Annotated in this window: 16 protein-coding genes; 8 read left to right on the top strand and 8 right to left on the bottom strand. The window is 36.1% G+C overall.

What is annotated here, in order from left to right:
* The first annotated feature begins 71 nt into the window (after positions 1-71).
* From AC07XN_RS08045 to AC07XN_RS08030, 4 genes are all read left to right on the top strand, one after another.
* Positions 72-689, top strand: a complete 618-nt coding sequence (locus AC07XN_RS08045; RefSeq protein WP_309922547.1) for a rhomboid family intramembrane serine protease — start codon at positions 72-74, stop codon at positions 687-689.
* 162 nt (positions 690-851) lie between these two features.
* The gene (locus AC07XN_RS08040) at positions 852-2,003 is read left to right on the top strand and encodes a 1-deoxy-D-xylulose-5-phosphate reductoisomerase (protein ID WP_494742658.1); all 1,152 of its coding nucleotides are present in this window, start codon (positions 852-854) and stop codon (positions 2,001-2,003) included.
* A gap of 89 nt (positions 2,004-2,092) precedes the next feature.
* Positions 2,093-3,484 carry an RIP metalloprotease RseP gene (gene rseP, locus AC07XN_RS08035; RefSeq protein ID WP_494742657.1) on the top strand — a complete coding sequence of 464 codons (1,392 nt, stop codon included), beginning with the start codon at positions 2,093-2,095 and terminating at the stop codon, positions 3,482-3,484.
* A gap of 169 nt (positions 3,485-3,653) precedes the next feature.
* On the top strand, positions 3,654-4,163 hold the full coding sequence (locus AC07XN_RS08030; protein ID WP_494742656.1) for a DUF6702 family protein: 510 nt from the start codon (positions 3,654-3,656) through the stop codon (positions 4,161-4,163).
* Position 4,164: 1 nt separating this feature from the next.
* Here the strand turns inward: AC07XN_RS08030 and mcrC are convergent, their stop codons facing one another.
* The 5 genes from mcrC to AC07XN_RS08005 form a co-directional block, all read right to left on the bottom strand.
* The gene (mcrC, locus tag AC07XN_RS08025) at positions 4,165-5,205 is read right to left on the bottom strand and encodes a 5-methylcytosine-specific restriction endonuclease system specificity protein McrC (protein ID WP_494742655.1); all 1,041 of its coding nucleotides are present in this window, start codon (positions 5,203-5,205) and stop codon (positions 4,165-4,167) included.
* Between the two features lie 103 nt (positions 5,206-5,308).
* Positions 5,309-6,637: an AAA family ATPase gene (locus tag AC07XN_RS08020; protein WP_494742654.1), complete on the bottom strand. Its 1,329-nt coding sequence runs from the start codon at positions 6,635-6,637 to the stop codon at positions 5,309-5,311.
* 86 nt (positions 6,638-6,723) lie between these two features.
* The gene (locus AC07XN_RS08015) at positions 6,724-8,280 is read right to left on the bottom strand and encodes an Rne/Rng family ribonuclease (protein ID WP_309922564.1); all 1,557 of its coding nucleotides are present in this window, start codon (positions 8,278-8,280) and stop codon (positions 6,724-6,726) included.
* A 725-nt stretch (positions 8,281-9,005) separates the two neighbouring features.
* Entirely contained in the window at positions 9,006-9,866 is an 861-nt protein-coding gene (locus AC07XN_RS08010; RefSeq protein ID WP_309922567.1) for a tetratricopeptide repeat protein, read from the bottom strand.
* Between the two features lie 118 nt (positions 9,867-9,984).
* Complete coding sequence (locus AC07XN_RS08005; protein WP_492803641.1) at positions 9,985-10,281, bottom strand: HU family DNA-binding protein; 297 nt, start codon at positions 10,279-10,281, stop codon at positions 9,985-9,987.
* 338 nt (positions 10,282-10,619) lie between these two features.
* On the opposite strand from AC07XN_RS08005, the gene mutY reads away from it, so the two are divergent.
* The 4 genes from mutY to AC07XN_RS07985 all read left to right on the top strand — a co-directional run bounded on the left by mutY (position 10,620) and on the right by AC07XN_RS07985 (position 14,691).
* Positions 10,620-11,684: an A/G-specific adenine glycosylase gene (gene mutY, locus AC07XN_RS08000; protein ID WP_494742653.1), complete on the top strand. Its 1,065-nt coding sequence runs from the start codon at positions 10,620-10,622 to the stop codon at positions 11,682-11,684.
* A 141-nt stretch (positions 11,685-11,825) separates the two neighbouring features.
* Entirely contained in the window at positions 11,826-12,293 is a 468-nt protein-coding gene (locus AC07XN_RS07995; RefSeq protein ID WP_309922575.1) for a single-stranded DNA-binding protein, read from the top strand.
* A gap of 132 nt (positions 12,294-12,425) precedes the next feature.
* Positions 12,426-13,799: a gliding motility-associated protein GldE gene (gldE, locus tag AC07XN_RS07990; protein ID WP_309922577.1), complete on the top strand. Its 1,374-nt coding sequence runs from the start codon at positions 12,426-12,428 to the stop codon at positions 13,797-13,799.
* Positions 13,792-14,691 (top strand): hypothetical protein, encoded by a 900-nt coding sequence (locus AC07XN_RS07985; RefSeq protein ID WP_494742652.1) that lies wholly within the window; start codon positions 13,792-13,794, stop codon positions 14,689-14,691. Before gldE ends, AC07XN_RS07985 begins: the two co-directional genes overlap by 8 nt.
* A 70-nt stretch (positions 14,692-14,761) precedes the next feature.
* Here the strand turns inward: AC07XN_RS07985 and AC07XN_RS07980 are convergent, their stop codons facing one another.
* The 3 genes from AC07XN_RS07980 to AC07XN_RS07970 form a co-directional block, all read right to left on the bottom strand.
* Positions 14,762-15,976 (bottom strand): ATP-grasp domain-containing protein, encoded by a 1,215-nt coding sequence (locus AC07XN_RS07980; RefSeq protein WP_494742651.1) that lies wholly within the window; start codon positions 15,974-15,976, stop codon positions 14,762-14,764.
* Between the two features lie 76 nt (positions 15,977-16,052).
* Complete coding sequence (locus tag AC07XN_RS07975) at positions 16,053-17,513, bottom strand: leucyl aminopeptidase family protein (RefSeq protein WP_494742650.1); 1,461 nt, start codon at positions 17,511-17,513, stop codon at positions 16,053-16,055.
* A gap of 168 nt (positions 17,514-17,681) precedes the next feature.
* Positions 17,682-17,903 (bottom strand): DUF2795 domain-containing protein, encoded by a 222-nt coding sequence (locus tag AC07XN_RS07970; protein WP_092018230.1) that lies wholly within the window; start codon positions 17,901-17,903, stop codon positions 17,682-17,684.
* Positions 17,904-18,023 lie beyond the last annotated feature (120 nt).

The following is an 18,023-nucleotide window of genomic DNA, read 5'->3' as shown; positions in this document are numbered from 1 at the left end:
CTTTTGTTTTATGAAAAAAGAAACCTATTGTACCTTAATATATTTTTCCACAGATATTCTAAAAAAATAATATGTCATTAACTTTCATTTTTATTGGAATTACGATTGCTCTTAGCCTTTACGCCTGGAACAACCAAACCATTTTGAACAAATGGATCATGCATCCATACTCTGTAAAAGAATATAAAGAATATTATCGTTTCTTGACATCTGGTTTTTTGCACGCAGATTATGGACACTTATTCTTCAATATGTTGAGTTTGTATTTTTTTGGTTTTATAGTAGAAAAAAATTTTTCCATCTATTTTGGTTCTGATATTGGTTCATTATTATATGCTGCACTTTACTTATTGGGTATTATCGTTGCCAATGTGCCAAGTTATGCAGACCATAAAAATGATCGTTATTATAACGCACTTGGGGCTTCAGGGGGTGTTTCGGCTGTTGTATTTTCAGCCATACTTTTTCAACCTACTGCCCAAATTTATGTGTATTTCTTTCCAATGCCAGGTTTTATATATGCTATTTTGTATTCGTTTTACTCGTATTATATGTCTAAGCGAAATTTAGATAATATTGGGCATTCAGCTCACCTTTATGGTGCTGCTTTTGGTGTTGCTTTTACTTTACTATTGAAACCTTCGCTATTTTCGGACTTTATTAGCCAAATTCTAAGCTGGAGTCTTTAAATTTATGCCATAAATCAAATTGAAGGTGTAAAAGAGAACGTCTTTTTGATTTCCACCCAAGCCTTTGATAAGTACCATTAAAATAACTGAAATTTTATTAGCGAATAGTCTGATAATAAGATTGATAGCTTACAGCTCGGGGCTGATAGCTACTTGTAATTTATGCAAAAAAGAAAAATTGCCATTTTGGGCTCAACGGGTTCAATCGGAACACAAGCCTTAGAAGTAATAAAAGCAAACGAAAACATTTTCGAAGTTGAAGTACTAACTGCTCAGAACAATGCTGATTTATTGATTGAACAAAGCTTAGCTTTCAAGCCTAACTGCGTAGTAATTGGTAATGACGATTTATATGATAAAGTACATGCTATCTTAGACCCCGCAGGTATCAAGGTGTATGCTGGTGCAAAAGCATTAGAAGCCGTGGTTCAGATGGATGCTATTGATATTGTACTTACCTCAATGGTTGGCTATGCTGGCTTATTACCCACTATCAAGGCCATTGAAGCAGGCAAACACATTGCCCTTGCAAATAAAGAAACCTTGGTGGTTGCAGGGGAATTAATTACTAAACTTGCCGAAGAAAAAGGCGTAAACATCTACCCTGTCGACTCTGAGCATTCTGCTATCTTTCAATGCTTAGTAGGTGAATTTCATAATCCTATCGAAAAAATTATCCTGACCGCTTCTGGTGGGCCTTTCAGAGGAAAAAAACGGGAAGACTTATTGAACGTGACCAAAGCACAAGCCCTAAAACATCCAAACTGGGTGATGGGTGCTAAAATCACGATTGATTCGGCCAGTTTGATGAATAAAGGGTTAGAGGTAATTGAGGCAAAATGGTTGTTTGGGCTAAAGGCCTCTCAAATCGAAGTAGTGGTTCATCCTCAGTCTATTATTCATTCATTGGTGCAGTTTGAAGATGGTTCAATGAAGGCTCAAATGGGCTTGCCCGATATGAAATTGCCCATTCAATTTGCTTTGGGCTTTCCTAACAGACTAAAGTCGGATTTTCCACGTTTTGACTTCACAAAATATCCGTCTCTAACATTTGAACAACCTGATACCGAAACATTTCGTAACTTGCAATTAGCTTTTGAAGCAATGGACAAAGGGGGCAACCTTGCTTGTATCATGAATGCAGCCAACGAAATTGCCGTTGAAGCATTTTTGCAGGATAAAATCGGCTTTTTACAGATGTCAGACCTTATCGAAAACTGTATGAATAAGATAGCATTTATTCATCAGCCAAGTATCGACGATTATATACAGACAGACCAAGAAACAAGAAGACTAGCCCAAACGCTAGTTTGATATTTATCAATATTTATTTAATCAGTAAAGAAATCTCAAAACACAAATCGTAAATAGTCAATTAAATTTTACGAGATAACACTTAGCAAATGGACGGTTTAGTTATGGCGGGACAGTTAATTTTAGGACTGTCAATTTTAGTAAGTTTACATGAATTTGGACATTATATTACCGCAAAATGGTTCAAAATGCGTGTTGATAAATTCTACCTATTTTTTGATTTCTTATTCCCAGTACCTACGGTGCTGAACTTTGCTTTATTCAAAAAGAAAATCGGTGATACAGAATATGGGTTGGGTTGGTTTCCATTGGGTGGTTATGTTTCGATTGCAGGGATGATTGATGAAACTCAAGATGCTTCTAAATTATCTGCTATTCCCGAACCTTGGGAATTTCGTGGCAAACCTGCTTGGCAACGCCTAATCGTGATGCTTGGTGGTATTATCGTTAACGTAATTTTGGGTGTTGTTATCTACTTTGGTATTAATTATAAAACGGGTAACAACTATATTTCTAAAGATGAATTAAACAAAAACGGTATTTACGCAGGAACTTTGGCACAAGAAGTTGGCTTTAAAACAGGCGACAAAATATTAAAAGTAAACGGACAAGATTTTAAAGAGTATAGCGAAATAGGTGGTGCTATCTTGGATGATAACGTTTCTTATACCGTAGAGCGGGCTGGTAAAATTATCGAAGTAGTTATCCCTTCTGACTTTTTGAATAAATTGTCTGACCAAAAAGATCAATTCATTCAGCCATTATATCCTTTCAAAATTGCACTAGTTTCCGAACCCAAAAAGCCCTCATTATTAAGTAAACTATTTGGTAAATCTGGCGAACAAGAAGAATATCCTGCCTACAAAGCTGGATTGAAAGCAGGTGATAAAATTGTGAGTATGAACGGACAACCTGTAGTGTTCTATCAGTTATTAAAAGACAGTCTAACAAAATATGCTGGCAAAAAAGTAGCTTTTGGGATAGAAAGACAAGGGAAAGTTGATACAATGGATATTACTGTTACCAAAGAAGGAAAGCTTGGATTTGCGATGGAACGTTTGATTAAATTCTCTCATGAGGATTATACTATCGGGCAGGCCTTTGTAATGGGTGCTCACGATGCTTTTGACGTGGTAGTAAAAAATGTAAAAGGCTTTAAAAAGATTTTTGCGGGAGATGTTCGTGCTGATAAAGCATTGAGCGGTCCTTTTGAAATTGCAGAAATGTATGGTGCTCACTGGGATTGGTTAAATTTCTGGACGCTTACAGGTCTGCTTTCGATGGCTTTGGCATTTATGAATTTGTTGCCAATTCCTGCGTTAGACGGTGGTCATGCGTTGTTTTTATTGTATGAAATCATCACTGGTCGCCCACCATCGGAAAAAGTATTAGAGAGAGCCCAACAAGTAGGAACAGTAATACTATTAGGACTAATGGTTTTTGTATTAGGAAATGGTGCCTTCAAAACATTTTTCAAATAGAATGATAGTAATTAATATACAAAAAACTCATCCGCAACAGCGGCCGCTCCAACCCCTTCTCCTTCAGAGAAGGGGCTTTTTTGGCTTTGAGAAGAATATTAAATTAAATTTTTTATCTCTAGCGAGGGACTTAAGTCCCTCGCTAGGGATATTTAGCTTAACTGCATTTGTGAAACGGTTTATTCCCCTTCTAGGAATCATCATCCTTTCAAGCAGTTTCAAGCTAAGTAATACTGGTTTTCACGCATTTCATACTAGTCTTACAGAAATGCGTTATAATGCTAAAAGCAAAGGATTTGAAGTAAGCCTTAGGGTGTTTACAGATGACCTAGAGAAGGTAATATCACGTGACAATCAGAACAAGAAAATTGTTATTGAGAATAATGACAAGAATGATGCTTTGGTAGAACAATATGTAAAAAAACACTTTATGTTGGTGAATGCTACTAATCAACTAAAGGCGATTCAATACGTTGGTAAAGAAAAAGAAGGTGATGCTACTTGGATTTATTTAGAAGTACCTGTGAACGAAGCCATTGCAGGATTAAAACTTAAGAATGATGTATTGGTTGATATGTTTGAAGACCAAACAAATATTGTAAATGTCTTTGTAAAAGATGAAAAAAAGTCCTTTATCTTCAATGCTAAAACAAAGGTTTTTGCCATTAGTTTTGAGTAATTTAGGTAGCATGCGTAGCTAACTCGTGCTGTTTTTTATCTAATATTTTTAACAAATCGTTTTTGATTTCCATCCACGATTGATTTAGATTTAAGGTTTCTACCCTGATTTGATGTCCTTCGTAAGTATAAGAAAGACTCATACTTTTCTGAACAGTCGGGTACAACAAAATCCCCTCAGCTTGTAGGTTTGGCTGATTTTTTAAGTAGGCAAACATTTGGTATAGGTTCCGAGAATGTATTTTTTCAGCATCATAAAAATGTTGAAGTGTCTCTGAATAATACTTGGCATCTATGATAATCTTTCGGTCAAAAGGGAGTTTGATAGAAATATCTGTTTGCATTTTGGGCAAAAACTGCAACTGTTCGCCTGTAAACTGCCAATGTAAATCTTCTCTAAAAACCTTAGCTTCGGGTACTTCAATCTTGTAGAAATTACGGACAAACTCTTCAAAAAGCCTAGCCATTTGGCGTTCGTCTCTCAGAAAATCTTTAAATTTTACTTCACCTGTTTTTTCGTGAATCAGTAGATTGTGATGTAACAATTCACAAACATTGAGTAAAAAGAGATAATACTGATTATGACGATTAATCTGTACACGCGCAAAAGTATCATTACTGATGGTAATAGTGTCAATATTTGTTAAATGATACAAAACAGTTTGTATCTCTCTTTTCAGTTTTCTATCAAGCGTTGGCAGTTTTATTACATGCTGTAAGGAAGTTTTTAATACCTGATTAGATAAAATATTAACTGAAAGTTCATCAAATTCGCACATTGCCAAACCTTGCTGAAATAGATTTTTACGGAATGAATAATTAAAATCTACTCTCCCTTTTATACCTTGATAAAGGTTTTGTTCGGCGATGTATTGTTTATCTAGCCCACGGTTAATTAATAATTTTGTACCCTTCAAAAGCACCCTTGCTAGCAAATTAGGCAAATCTGTTACTTCAATAGTAGAAACATTGATAAGTTCCTTTTCCTCAAGCCGATTCCAAGCGTAGCAGAGTAAATAATATATGTTTTCGATGGGAATCATTTTGATTGTATTTAGACTCTTGACTTTAGGATTCTGGACTTTAAGACGCTAGAATTTAGAATTTGAACAGAAGGCTGAAAGCTGAAGTCCGATGGCTAAAAGCCTAAATTTCAAGCAATTTCTTAATTTCAGCCTTTACTTTATCCTCATTATCAAACCAATATTCTTCTAAAAGCGGAGCGATTTCTAGGTTTACAATCCTGCGATACCATTTATGCGTATCATCTTCATTCGCAAAAGTTGAAAAATAACTGTGTCCAATCTGAAAACCTTTTTGTAGATTTTTATCATTGGAAATCACTTGATTCAACTGTGTAATCGCTTTACTGATGTTTTCAGCAAAACCTTTATCAACTCCTTTTTGCACTAAGTATGTTACAAACTTTTGATTGAAAAGCGGTTCTAGGTTAATAAAAGCAAAGCGTCTTCGCAAAGCGTAATCTATCATAGCCAAAGAGCGGTCTGCTGTATTCATTGTGCCGATGATGTACAAATTATCAGGCACATAAAACGGTTCAGAATCTTTATCACCATAAGTCAATGGCATTTCGTTGGCTCTCCCACGTTTGTCTGATTCAATTAGGAGTAACAATTCCCCAAAAATTTTGCTTAGATTACCACGGTTTATTTCATCAATAATAAAAAAATGGTCTATCCCTGCATTGCGTTGCGCTTGCCTACAAAACTCATAAAATACTCCATTTTTAAGTTTAAACCCTCCTTCTCCGTCAGGTCGTAGTCCTTGAATAAAGTCTTCATAAGAATACGACTGGTGAAACTGTACCATCTTTATTCTGGAATCGTCCTGAGTACCGACCAGCGTATAAGCTAGCCTCTTAGCAATAAAGGTTTTGCCCACGCCCGGAGGGCCTTGAAGAATAATATTTTTCTTGTATTTCAGCGTGTCGAGTATTTCTTCAAATTGCTCTTCGTCCATGAATAGGTCTACTAAAGCATCTTTCTTTTCATAAGGTATCAACACATCTTCACCCATCATTGCTTCTTTCTGTGCATCAATCATCGCCTGAATAGCCTCAAATTCATCCTCTGTAATTTTGAATAAGCTTCCTTGATTATTCTTTAATACTTCCGAATCTTTAAAGAAATGTATTGATTTTAGTTCAATCCAATCGATAGGTTCGGGTACTCGTTCTTTCATTTTGAAAGAGATTATTTCGCCAAAATGAGGGTCGACGTGCAGTGCTTCTGTAATCTCAAAAATTGCTTTTATTTGTTTTACAGGAGTAGATTCATAGCCAATCACTAAATCGCCTTTCTTTACAGCCTCGAAATATTTATAGATCCGCCTTTTATGGTCAAACTCGTTATGCGAAGTATAAGACTGTACTTGTTCAGGTTTGAGCGAGTCTATCGACCAAATACGAGGATTGGCATTCAACCACCAATAATTTCTAGCATTTTTTTGAGGCATCTCTATCTAAAATTTATACAAATATAGCCAAAAAAAACAGCCTGAAATCAAAATGAAATCAGGCTGTTTTTTCAGGTAATTATCGTTTATCCATTCAATTCGATTGGCTCGCTATGGTCGTTCAGAAATTTGAAATCTGTAATACCAAAGGACGTATCCTGAATTAAATTCACCCATGTTTTATATTTAAAGAACCACTTCATACGGATTGAAGGGAAACCTTTTGTAAAATAAGCATGTAAAAACGGATGAAGTAAAATAGTTGGTTTTTTCTCGTTTTGTTTCTCTAGAATATGTTCAAGATGATGCTCTATAATATCCGAAATAGCAATACTTGCTGTAATCTTGCCAGTTCCGCCACAAGTCGGACAGTTTTCTGCTGTTACCACATTCATCTCAGGACGAACCCGCTGACGTGTAATTTGCATCAAACCAAACTTTGTCAAAGGCAAAATGGTATATTTAGAACGGTCGGTTTTCATTTCATCCTTCATGATATCCTGAATCAATTTCTTGTTTTCAGGTCTTTTCATATCAATAAAGTCAATGACAATAATTCCGCCCATATCTCTCAGTCTTAACTGACGAGCAATCTCTTTGGCAGCTTCACGGTTTACACTCAGGGCTGTTGCTTCTTGGCCATCTTCGTTGTTAGATTTATTACCTGAGTTTACATCTATTACGTGCAAAGCTTCGGTATGTTCTACAATTAAATAACCTCCCTGTGGTAAACTTACTGAACGTCCAAACAACATTTTCAGTTGTTTTTCGATACCCAGTTGTTCAAATACTTTATTCTTCCCTTGGTGAAGTTTCACAATTTTTTCCTTTTCAGGAGCAATATTAGAAACATAATTACGGGCTTCTTGAAACAGTTCTGGTGTATCAACGACAACGCTATCAAAATTCTCGTTTAATAAATCACGCAACATTGATGTTGCACGGCTCATCTCTCCGATTATTTTATCACGTGGTTTAGCACTTTTCAGTGCTTTCATTCCTGCATCCCATTTAGCGATGGACTCGCGGAGGTCTTTATCCAATTCCTCTACTTCTTTCCCTTCAGCTACTGTTCTTACAATCACTCCAAAATTCGCAGGTTTAATAGATGACATCAAACGTTGTAAACGCTGACGTTCAGCCTTTGCGGTAATTTTTTTGGAGATATTCACCCCATTTGAAAAAGGAACTAAGACGGTATAACGCCCTGCGATAGAAATATCACAAGACAATCGAGGTCCTTTTGTCGAAATAGGTTCCTTCACAACTTGCACTAAAATTGGCGTATTTTTACTTAATACCTTATCAATTTTATCGTGCTTGTCAATTTCAGGTTCTAGCTTAAAGTTATCTAATCGTCCAGACTGTAATCTTTCAGCGATAACCTCTTTCGTAAATTTGTTTAAGGAATTGACGTTCGGACCTAAATCATGATAATGAAGAAAGGCGTCTTTCTCATAGCCAATATCGATAAAGGCAGCGTTCAATCCCGTTACCATCTTCTTGACCGTCCCGAGATAAATATCTCCGACTGAAAAGTGTGGTTCGGACTCCTCTAAGTGGTATTCCACAATACGCTTGTCTTGCAACAAAGCAATGCGGTCACCTTTGGGAGTCGAATTGATAATTAATTCATTACTCACAGGTGATTAAAGCATTTAGAAATGAAAGAGATATGAAGGACGTCGTAGTAGTGAGTATGCTTGCGTTAAGTCTTTAAAAATTTAGAAAATTCCAGATATGTGCGAGCCTAGAAAAAAAGGAAAAATCGATTTTTTATTAGGAGAATTATCACGACAGAAAAGTGATAATTATTAATTAAAATTAGTCTGAAATTTAATATTTTTAAATTGACTTTAATGAAGGTGACTTATCTTGGTTAAGCAAATGACTTTATTAAATAGCCTGATTAAACACTAAATAGAAAACAAAAAGCATTAGTAATTAATACTTAGTATTTTTTTAAAATCACTACATATCCCCAAAATGTCATGACCGAAAATTACATAAAAAACTGACAATGAAACCTTTATGTAATTAAACTTTTCTTTCAAGCAATCAATCTCACAAAAACAACAAAAACAGGCAAATTCCACATAGGAGACTCTGCCTGTTTTTTGGGTACTAAGGCGAAAGGAAAAGACTGGTAATAAATATTTACTTTGCCCGTTTCCTTATGCCTTAACTACTTCTTCTTATGTCTACTTTTTCTAAGACGCTTCTTTCTTTTGTGCGTTGAGATCTTATGTCTCTTTCTTTTTTTTCCGCAAGGCATGATTCTAAAAGGTTTTAAATGTTAAAAATATGTTTAATGTTTTTGTATTTCTGATGCTAAAGAAGCTCGAAAAGTAATATTCAAAGTGCAATATTACTTTAATTTTGACAAAATTTCATTAGCTGCTGCTTTTTCTTGTGAATCAGTACTATTCGCAAGTACTTTTTCTAGAATAGCTTTAGCCTCTTCTTTTCTGTCTAACTCAGCTAAGCAATATCCCAAATTCAAAGCTGCCTTTGAATTAGACGGGTTATTCTTCAAAATTTGTTTAAAGCGTTCAACTGCTTTTCCAAACTGATTTGAACGAATAGAAAGTATGCCTAAACTGAACAAAGCTGGTTCATAATCTGGTTCCTTTGCAATTACTTCTCTCAACATCGTAATACCCTGCATGGGGGTCGAAGTAGATACGTAAGTCATTGCCATGTTGGTTTTAGCCAACAAGTTTTCAGGATTTTTTGCCAAAACTTTACTAAAAATTTCTCTGGCCTTTTCCCCTAACACTGTAGTCTTTTCTGCTTGAAGCGAGTAGGTAAATGCTTCGTAATACAAATTACCTGCTTTCATCAAATTCGTTTCTGAGGGTTCGATTTTGTTGGCTACTTCCTCAGCATAATAAGCGGCACTGTCAAAGCGAGTATATTCTACAAATTTGGCAATCAATTCGTCTGCCGCCTTCATTTTTACTTTCGCTGTGCTACCATTCAAATAACTCCCCTTCAATTGCGCAATCACACGTTGCTGTTCAACACTCAATGTAGCACCATGGCTTTCGGCACTTTCTTGCGTTTTAGATGCTGCCATTTTATCTCGATTGGCAGTTGGCGCAGGGGTTTCTTCCGAAGTTTGCTCCAACTTTCTCTTCTCATCGTTCACAACTACTTTGGGTAAACTGTATAAACCTCCAACCAATCCGAAGGCAATAACGATGATAATGATAAAAGGCTTTTGCATGATTTTTTTAGTTTTTAAGCTATTAATTTATCTGTTAAGGTAAATTTTAAAAACCCCAATTACTGTTAAAGTGTTTCACACGGATAACAAAGAATTTGAACAGACAACTAAACTTAATCTATTTTGCGTTTGACTTAACCTGTTCTACAAAAGTTTTTGCAGGTTTGAAACTAGGAATAAAGTGTTCTGGAATCTCGATTGAAGTATTCTTAGAGATGTTACGAGCGATTTTGTGTGCTCTTTTCTTGTTTACAAAACTTCCGAAACCTCTTACATAAATTGGTTCACCATTTGAAAGGTTGTCTTTTACTACCGAAAAGAAAGACTCAATTGCACTTGATACATCTGCTTTGTCGATACCAGTCTTGTCTGAAATTTCTGCGATTACGTCTGCTTTAGTCACTTTATTGAAAATTTTAGGATTAATAAAAAATATGTTAAACAAATAATGATTGGTTGCGTTTCAGCATTGAAAATAACGGTAGAGTTCACCTTGATTTTAGTGATGAAATCATTACTTTCGTAACCCCTTGATTATTAAGGGTCACAAAGGTACGGCTTTGGTTTGAATTATGAAAGAAACAAAAAAATATTATCCGAACTTTTTTTTCGTAATTGCTTAATTGTTAGCCGATTGCCAAAACTTAAATCCGTTCTCGAATATCAATTTTTAGATTAATTTCTTGGAAAAACAATAAATTCAGTCATTTTTAGTACAAAAGTCTATTTGCGAACAAACAAACTACTCATCCTTTGAAAAACGATTTTTTCTCAAAAAAAATTACGAATTGGTATCTTCAACACAAACGAGATTTACCTTGGCGAAACACCCAAAACCCGTATTACATCTGGTTATCTGAAATTATTCTTCAACAAACTAGGGTAGCACAAGGCTTGCCTTACTACTATAAATTTGTCAATGCCTTCCCAACTATTCAAGACTTAGCCAATGCCGAAGAAAACGAAGTATTAAGGCTTTGGCAGGGTTTGGGGTACTATTCAAGGGCAAGGAATCTGCACAAAACAGCCAAGATGGTTGTTGAAGATTATAACGGTATATTTCCAAAAAAGTATTCAGAATTATTAAAATTAAAAGGAATTGGTACTTACACTGCCGCTGCTATTGCCTCTTTTTCCTCAGGCGAAAAAGTAGCTGTGCTGGATGGCAATGTGTATAGAGTACTTGCAAGGGTATTTGGTGAAACAACCGATATTTCGGGCAAGGATGCCAAAAAAGTATTTACCCAATTAGCCGAAAGTGTATTGCCTGATGATAATTCGGCTATGCACAATCAAGCCATTATGGAGTTCGGAGCATTACAATGTACGCCTGCTTTGCCCAATTGTATGTTTTGCCCACTTTCGATGGAATGTATTGCTTATGCTACTGGCCGTGTGGCGGTACTTCCTGTAAAATCTAAAAAGATAAAAGTAAAAGAACGTTTTTTTAATTACTTTATCATTGAACAAAATGGTAATTTTGCCATGCGTAAACGAAAAGGAAGAGATGTTTGGGAAGGAATGTATGATTTTTATCTAAAGGAATGTGAAGAAAATATTCAAGATTTATTGTATCTTGCTAATGAAGATGTATTCTTGACTGACCTGATGAAAAAATCATTAATCAAAAGAGAATCAATCACATACACTCATATACTTACTCATCAACGCATACAAACGAAATTTTGGCATCTAGAAGTACAAGAAAATTTTCTTGTAGATTTGCCTCAAGAACTTGAATGGTACAGCCTCAATGAAGTAGACGATTTACCAAAATCAACCTTGGTCAATAATTACCTAAAAGAGTTTGTATTTTAATAGAAAATAGGTGCTCAATTTGAACTTTTTGTAGATATTTAACGATAAAATATAATATCAGTTCCTATCGACAAATTTGTAACTTGAACTGTTTTTCATTAAATTCACATAGGTTCTCAAACTTTTAAAAACAATTAAAAAATGGCTGGCGTAAACAAAGTAATTCTGCTAGGACGATTGGGTGCTGACCCAGAAGTAAGATCACTCCCTAGTGGTTCTAAAGTAACAACTTTTAGTATAGCAACTTCTGAAGCTTATAATAATAGAGATGGACAGAGAGTTGAACAAACTGAATGGCATAGAATAGAACTTTGGGATAATTTAGCCAACATTGCAGAGCAATACCTCCACAAGGGAGATTCTGTATATGTTGAAGGTAAAATTCGTACTGAAGAATATACTGACAAAGATAATATCGTAAGAAAAACAACTAAGATTAGAGGAACTTCTATGACTTTGGTAGGTGGCAGAAGTAGTGAGGGAGGCTCTGAAAGTGCTCAAGCAGTACCTGCGCAACAATCACGCCCTGCTCCCGAAAGAACGCCTGCTCCGACTCCTGAATTCAGTAGCAATACTGGTAGTGACGATAGTGATGATTTACCATTTTAAATTATAAGTTAGTTAGTGATTGAAGATTGGTAATTAGTATGTTTGCTTTCAGAACTATCAGACAAAAATATCAAAACAATTAATTACCAATCATTACCAATTAATCACTAAAGCACTAAAACCCATTATATTTTGGAAACCCGATTATCCGACGAACCTCACCCGATTTTGGTGCTTTTAGCCCAAATTGAAAGCACCTCATCTTACAGCGTTTATGGAATCAATGCGTTGATTCTATTAGGCTTATTAATATTATCAGCCTTGTTGGCTGGCTCTGAAGTCGCATTCTTTTCATTATCTGCCGACGAACGTGCTGCTTGCCGTGAAAGTGATAGTGGTACAGAAAGAAAAATCTCTAAATTACTAGACAAACCACAGCTACTACTAGCTACTTTATTAATCTCCATCAATCTAGTAAACATTACTTTTATCACCATTGCTACTTATGTAACCGAACAAGTAGTAGGCGAAAAAGAAAAGGAGGGCTTAGTAGCTACCTTAGTTCTTTTGGTAGGGGTGACTTTTATCATTACTTTTTTTGGTGAACTAATACCGAAAGTTTGGGCCCAACAAAACAACCTCCGCTTTGCTAAAATAACGGCTCCTTTATTAGAAATTGCTACTGTTATTTTTCAACCTTTATCTTCGTTATTACTGGGTATCAGTAATATCATTGAAAAAAGAGTGGAGCGCAAGGGCTATACCATCACTGCCGACGAGCTAAACCATGCCCTAGAGATTACAACGGGTAAAGACACATCAGAACAAGAAAAAGACCTTTTAAAAGGCATTGTAAATTTTGGAAGTACGTCAGCGAAAAGCGTAATGCGTTCGAGAAGAGATATTACGGCCTTTGATATTGCTTTTGATTTCCATGAATTGATGGATAAAATCAACAAATCTGGTTATTCGCGTGTGCCCGTTTATAAAGAAACTGTTGATAAAATAGAGGGTATTTTATATATCAAAGACCTTTTGCCACATCTGGAAAAAGACGAGCATTTCAAATGGCAAGATTTACTACATCAAACTTTTTTCATTCCAGAAAGTAAAAAGATTGACGACTTATTGTACGATTTTCAAGAAAAAAGAGTGCACATGGCCGTGGTAGTAAACGAATATGGCGAAACAGAGGGCATTGTGACAATGGAGGATATTATCGAGGAGATAGTAGGTGATATTCATGATGAGTCGGATGTAGAAGATTTGGGCTATGTAAAATTAAATGATGGCTCTTTTGAATTTGAAGGCAAAGTTTCTCTGAATGATGTATGTCGTGCACTAAGTGTAGATAATGATTATTTTGATAAGGCCCGAGGCGATAGTGAATCATTGGCGGGTCTTTTGATTGAGTTGTTTACTCGTTTGCCTCATGCTGGAGAAGAGGTGGAGTATGACAAATATAAATTCAGAATTTCTTCCGTAGATACTCGTAGGATTAAGAAAGTAAAAGTAACCCCTAAAGTGGAGGAAGAAGAAAAGCCTTCTTTAAAGGAAAATGAATAAGCTTATTTTCTTATTGCTATTATCATTAGTGGCATGTAAAGAAAAACCTACCCCGATTACGATTAGTGACAATTTTGATAACCCGACAGATATAGGACTTATCGAAAATAAGGCTATCGACGAAGCCTCAGGTTTAATAGCAAGTCAGACAAATAAAGGATACCTCTGGACTCACAATGATAGTGGTGATAGCAATCGCATTTTTTTGATGGATAAAGCAGGCAAAGGCTTGTACGAGTTTTATTTACAAGGTGCTACAAATAGGGACTGGGAGGCTATTTCGAGCGCTACTTTTCCAGAAGGTTCGTATTTGTACATTGGCGAGATTGGTGATAACAATGCTCAATATGACGAATATGCTATTTATAAAGTAGCCGAACCAACTATTGCAACCAATACGCCAACTGTTAACACATTGACTAACGTTCAAAAAATTACGTTTAAATATCCTGATGGTGCAAAAGATGCTGAGTGTATGTTAATCGACCAAGCAACGAAGGATATTTATATTTTAAGCAAAAGAGAAAAAAACCAACGCCTTTATCGGATTCCTTATCCCCAGTCTTTTTCGCAAACAATTACGGCCGAATATGTAGAAGAGGTTTCATTTTCAGTAGCCAACAATCAAGGATTTTATATTACAGATGGGAGTATTTCTGCCGATAATCAAGAAATACTTATCAAGAACTATCTACAAGTATTTCACTGGCGACGACAAACCAATGAAAGCATTCCGTCAGCCTTAAAGCGTGCGGCTAGTTTGTTACCCTATACAGCGGAACCACAGGGAGAAGGCATTAGTTTTAGCTACGATGGCTCAAGCTTTTTTACCATCAGCGAGGAAAGCGATAATAAAATTCCAGTGCATTTATATCAGAGCAAACGCAAATAAAACTTCTTAAAATCACTAGTGATTTTAAGAAGTTTTATTTAATAGTCTTACTCAGAGAAGAGGTTATTTTTTAATGTGTTGGTCTATCTGGAACAGGAGCCGAAGCGTGAAAATTTTGATAAATACGCTGTGCATAATCGTCTAAAATTTCAATGACTCTTTCACGGCTTTCAGATTTTACAATCATACCGATATGATATTCTTCGTTCATTCTCCAATAAATCTCTGGCGCATCAAACCCTGCTAAATTGGGATATTGTTGTCTAGTTAAAGAAATAATAATGCCTGAATAGTTATTTTCAACAGGTGGCAACGTATACTCTTCTTTTTTGGCTACAGACGTTTCAATATTTGCCCATTCTCGCCATAGATTAATCCCCGATGAGGCTTCGACCATTTCAGCAAGGTTAGCCCCTCCTACTCTTGACGCTGTTTCTAAAAAGATAATCTCACCCGTTTCATGGTCTTTGATAAATTCGGAATGAGTGGCAGAATAATTCATCCCAAAGGCTTTCATTACTTGCGCATTAGCTTCTTGCAGGGCAAGGTCTAACTCAGAACCAATAGGTACAGTAACTGAACGAAAAATACCTCCACCGTGTGCCACTTCCATTGGTGTGGATAAGTATTGGCTTGAACGTGTAAATACAAATTCGCCTTTTAAAGAAATTGAATCCACATGGAATACATCACCAGGCTTGAATTGTTCAACCAAATATTCATGGCGACGGTCGCCCAAATAATGAACTACCTCCCACAACTGTTCGGAATTATATACTTTTCTGATACCTGTAGCAGAGGCTTCTGAACGAGGTTTTATGACACAAGGATAGGTAACTTTCTGTGTAAATTCAAAAATATCATTATCATTAAACAAGCTTGAAAACATAGGTACTTTTATCCCAGCTTCCTTAGCTTTCATCCGCATAGCTAATTTATCCCTAAAATGTCGGCTAGTAGTTTGTCCCATACCCGGAATTCGGAAATGTTCTCGTAAATGGGCAGCCTTCTCTACATCAAAATCATCTAAAGCCACAATCCTATCTACCTTTCTTGAACGCATCATATAGGCTAAACCTAAAATTACCTCGTTCATATCAATAGAACCATCCGCTTTTTCTTCAACGTAAAATATTTCATCAATAAATTCTCGAACCCAAGGTTTATGTTCTAGCTTTTTATTCGTCAATAAATACACCTTGTTTCCAGCTTGTTTACAAGCTCGCAAAAACTCATTCCCTTTAAAATAAGTAGAAATACAAAGAAAAGAAAGCGTTGATGACATAGTTTATCAGGATTAAATAGATTTTGCAATTAATTAAAATTAATAAAATCAACGGATTAAGCCAAGAAAGTACTAACTATATTTTACTTAAAAAATCGACTAATAGCCTTACACCAAAGGCCGTTCCAGTTCTTTGCGGGGCAAATTCCGTGTCACCAAAAGCTGTTCCGGCAATATCTAAATGAGCCCACTTTGGATGATTATCAGTAAATACTTCTAAGAATTTTGCCGCAGAGATAGCTCCCGCCATTGGTTTACCCGAATAATTGCGCACATCTGCAATATCCGAAGTAATATCTTCTTTGTAGACATCCCACAAAGGCAAACGCCATAGGCGTTCTCCCGTCTCAGTAGCAGATTGATTCAACGCATCAGCTAATTCATCATTGCTCGTAAACATACCCGCAGCATGATAGCCTAGCGTAGCTACGCAACTACCTGTCAGTGTAGCTAAATCTATGATAGTATCCACCTTGAAGTTCTTGGTTAGGTAACTTAATCCGTCTGCCAGAATCAATCTTCCTTCCGCATCAGTATCAATTACTTCAATCGTTTTTCCTGAATAAGAATTTATTATATCACTTGGTTTGAACGATTTGCCATCTACCGCATTTTCGCAAGCAGGGATTATGCCTATTAAATGTACGGGTAATTCAAGCTTGGCGGCTAATTCTATCGCACCAAAAACAGCAGCGGCGCCTCCCATATCCGACTTCATCAAGTGCATATTAGTCGACGATTTTATGGATATTCCACCAGTATCAAAAGTAACTCCCTTGCCTACTAAACCTACGGTTTGGGTAGCTTTGGGCGAACGATATTCCATGGTAATCAACATCGGGGGGTGTTCGCTACCTTGTCCTACCGCCAAAAGCGCATTGAGTTTCTGGGTATTCAACTGCTGTTTTTCAAGCACCTTTACTGAATAATTATATTTTTCGCCAGATGCTAGCGCCCATTTCGCTAAAGTATGTGGTATTTTTTTATTAGCAGGGGCATTCATCAAGTCAAACATCTGCATTTGCGTTTCGGCGATTGCTTTCCCTTTTTGAATGAAGGCTTCTAAGTTTTTCGATTCGCTGATGATATTCAATGTTCCCTCATTTCCCAATAGTGGAATATTGGCTTTATCATCCGTTTTATATAAGCCAACATCATAAGTACCCAATATGCAGCCATTCACAAGGTATTCAACCCATGCTTCGGGCAATGTTCTGGCATCAATACACACGCTGTTGGGTAACTTTGTTTTTTGTTCGTGAATCAGTTTCCTGAATGCACGAATAATATCAGCAGCGTTGGGATTTTTCCCTAAACCCAACAATATTACTTTCTGGTGCTGAGCAGAATACACTACATGAATTTCTTTGAAATCTGCCTTAAAGTCTTGTTTAAGCAAAAGGGCATCTATCCCATAATTTTGGGCTATTTTTTCTAGCTCACTCGTAGGCTCATTAGTCTGCAAAATCGGTACAATGATGGCTTTATCCTCCTGATTGAACTGACTAATAATATTAATCCTGATGTTATTTTTCATGTAAGTAGTTTAATTTAGAGCTGTGAGAAATAAGCTTTTTGTTATTAACGCTAGGAATGTAAACAGCTCACATCTCATAGCTGATTGCTTAAAGCAATCTATAATATTAACAAAAAAAGTGCCACCCTCAACAGGTGGCACTTCGTGATTACTTTCTATTATCCAATTTTAATATTCATCTTCGTTAAAGAAGAAATCATCTTTAGTAGGATAATCTGGCCAGATTTCTTCGATGCTTTCGTAAGGTTGACCGTCGTCTTCCAATTCTTGCAAATTTTCAACTACTTCAAGTGGCGATCCAGTACGGATGGCGAAATCGATTAGTTCATCTTTCGTGGCAGGCCATGGAGCATCTTCTAGATAGGATGCTAATTCAAGTGTCCAGTACATATTATATGAATTTGATTACAATTAAATACTAATTTAAAAAATAAAATACTGATTATAAGAGACTTATAGAGCCATTATTTAACCTGTTTTTCTCAGGATTGCAAAAGTATACGTTTTTTA

This window comes from Arcicella sp. GW458-12-2-14-TSB2, from assembly GCF_059423785.1.
The sequence above is the reverse complement of the archived record's forward strand: the minus strand, read 5'-3'. Positions and strand labels throughout refer to the sequence as shown.

Excerpts from the sequence above, each read along its gene's own strand:
- AC07XN_RS08045 (WP_309922547.1), top strand. The coding sequence starts at position 72 with ATGTCATTAACTTTCATTTTTATTGGAATTACGATTGCTCTTAGCCTT.
- AC07XN_RS08040 (WP_494742658.1), top strand. The coding sequence starts at position 852 with ATGCAAAAAAGAAAAATTGCCATTTTGGGCTCAACGGGTTCAATCGGA.
- rseP (WP_494742657.1), top strand. The coding sequence starts at position 2,093 with ATGGACGGTTTAGTTATGGCGGGACAGTTAATTTTAGGACTGTCAATT.
- mcrC (WP_494742655.1), bottom strand. The coding sequence starts at position 5,205 with ATGATTCCCATCGAAAACATATATTATTTACTCTGCTACGCTTGGAAT.
- AC07XN_RS08020 (WP_494742654.1), bottom strand. The coding sequence starts at position 6,637 with ATGCCTCAAAAAAATGCTAGAAATTATTGGTGGTTGAATGCCAATCCT.
- AC07XN_RS08010 (WP_309922567.1), bottom strand. The coding sequence starts at position 9,866 with ATGCAAAAGCCTTTTATCATTATCATCGTTATTGCCTTCGGATTGGTT.
- AC07XN_RS07995 (WP_309922575.1), top strand. The coding sequence starts at position 11,826 with ATGGCTGGCGTAAACAAAGTAATTCTGCTAGGACGATTGGGTGCTGAC.
- AC07XN_RS07985 (WP_494742652.1), top strand. The coding sequence starts at position 13,792 with ATGAATAAGCTTATTTTCTTATTGCTATTATCATTAGTGGCATGTAAA.
- AC07XN_RS07980 (WP_494742651.1), bottom strand. The coding sequence starts at position 15,976 with ATGTCATCAACGCTTTCTTTTCTTTGTATTTCTACTTATTTTAAAGGG.
- AC07XN_RS07975 (WP_494742650.1), bottom strand. The coding sequence starts at position 17,513 with ATGAAAAATAACATCAGGATTAATATTATTAGTCAGTTCAATCAGGAG.
- AC07XN_RS07970 (WP_092018230.1), bottom strand. The coding sequence starts at position 17,903 with ATGTACTGGACACTTGAATTAGCATCCTATCTAGAAGATGCTCCATGG.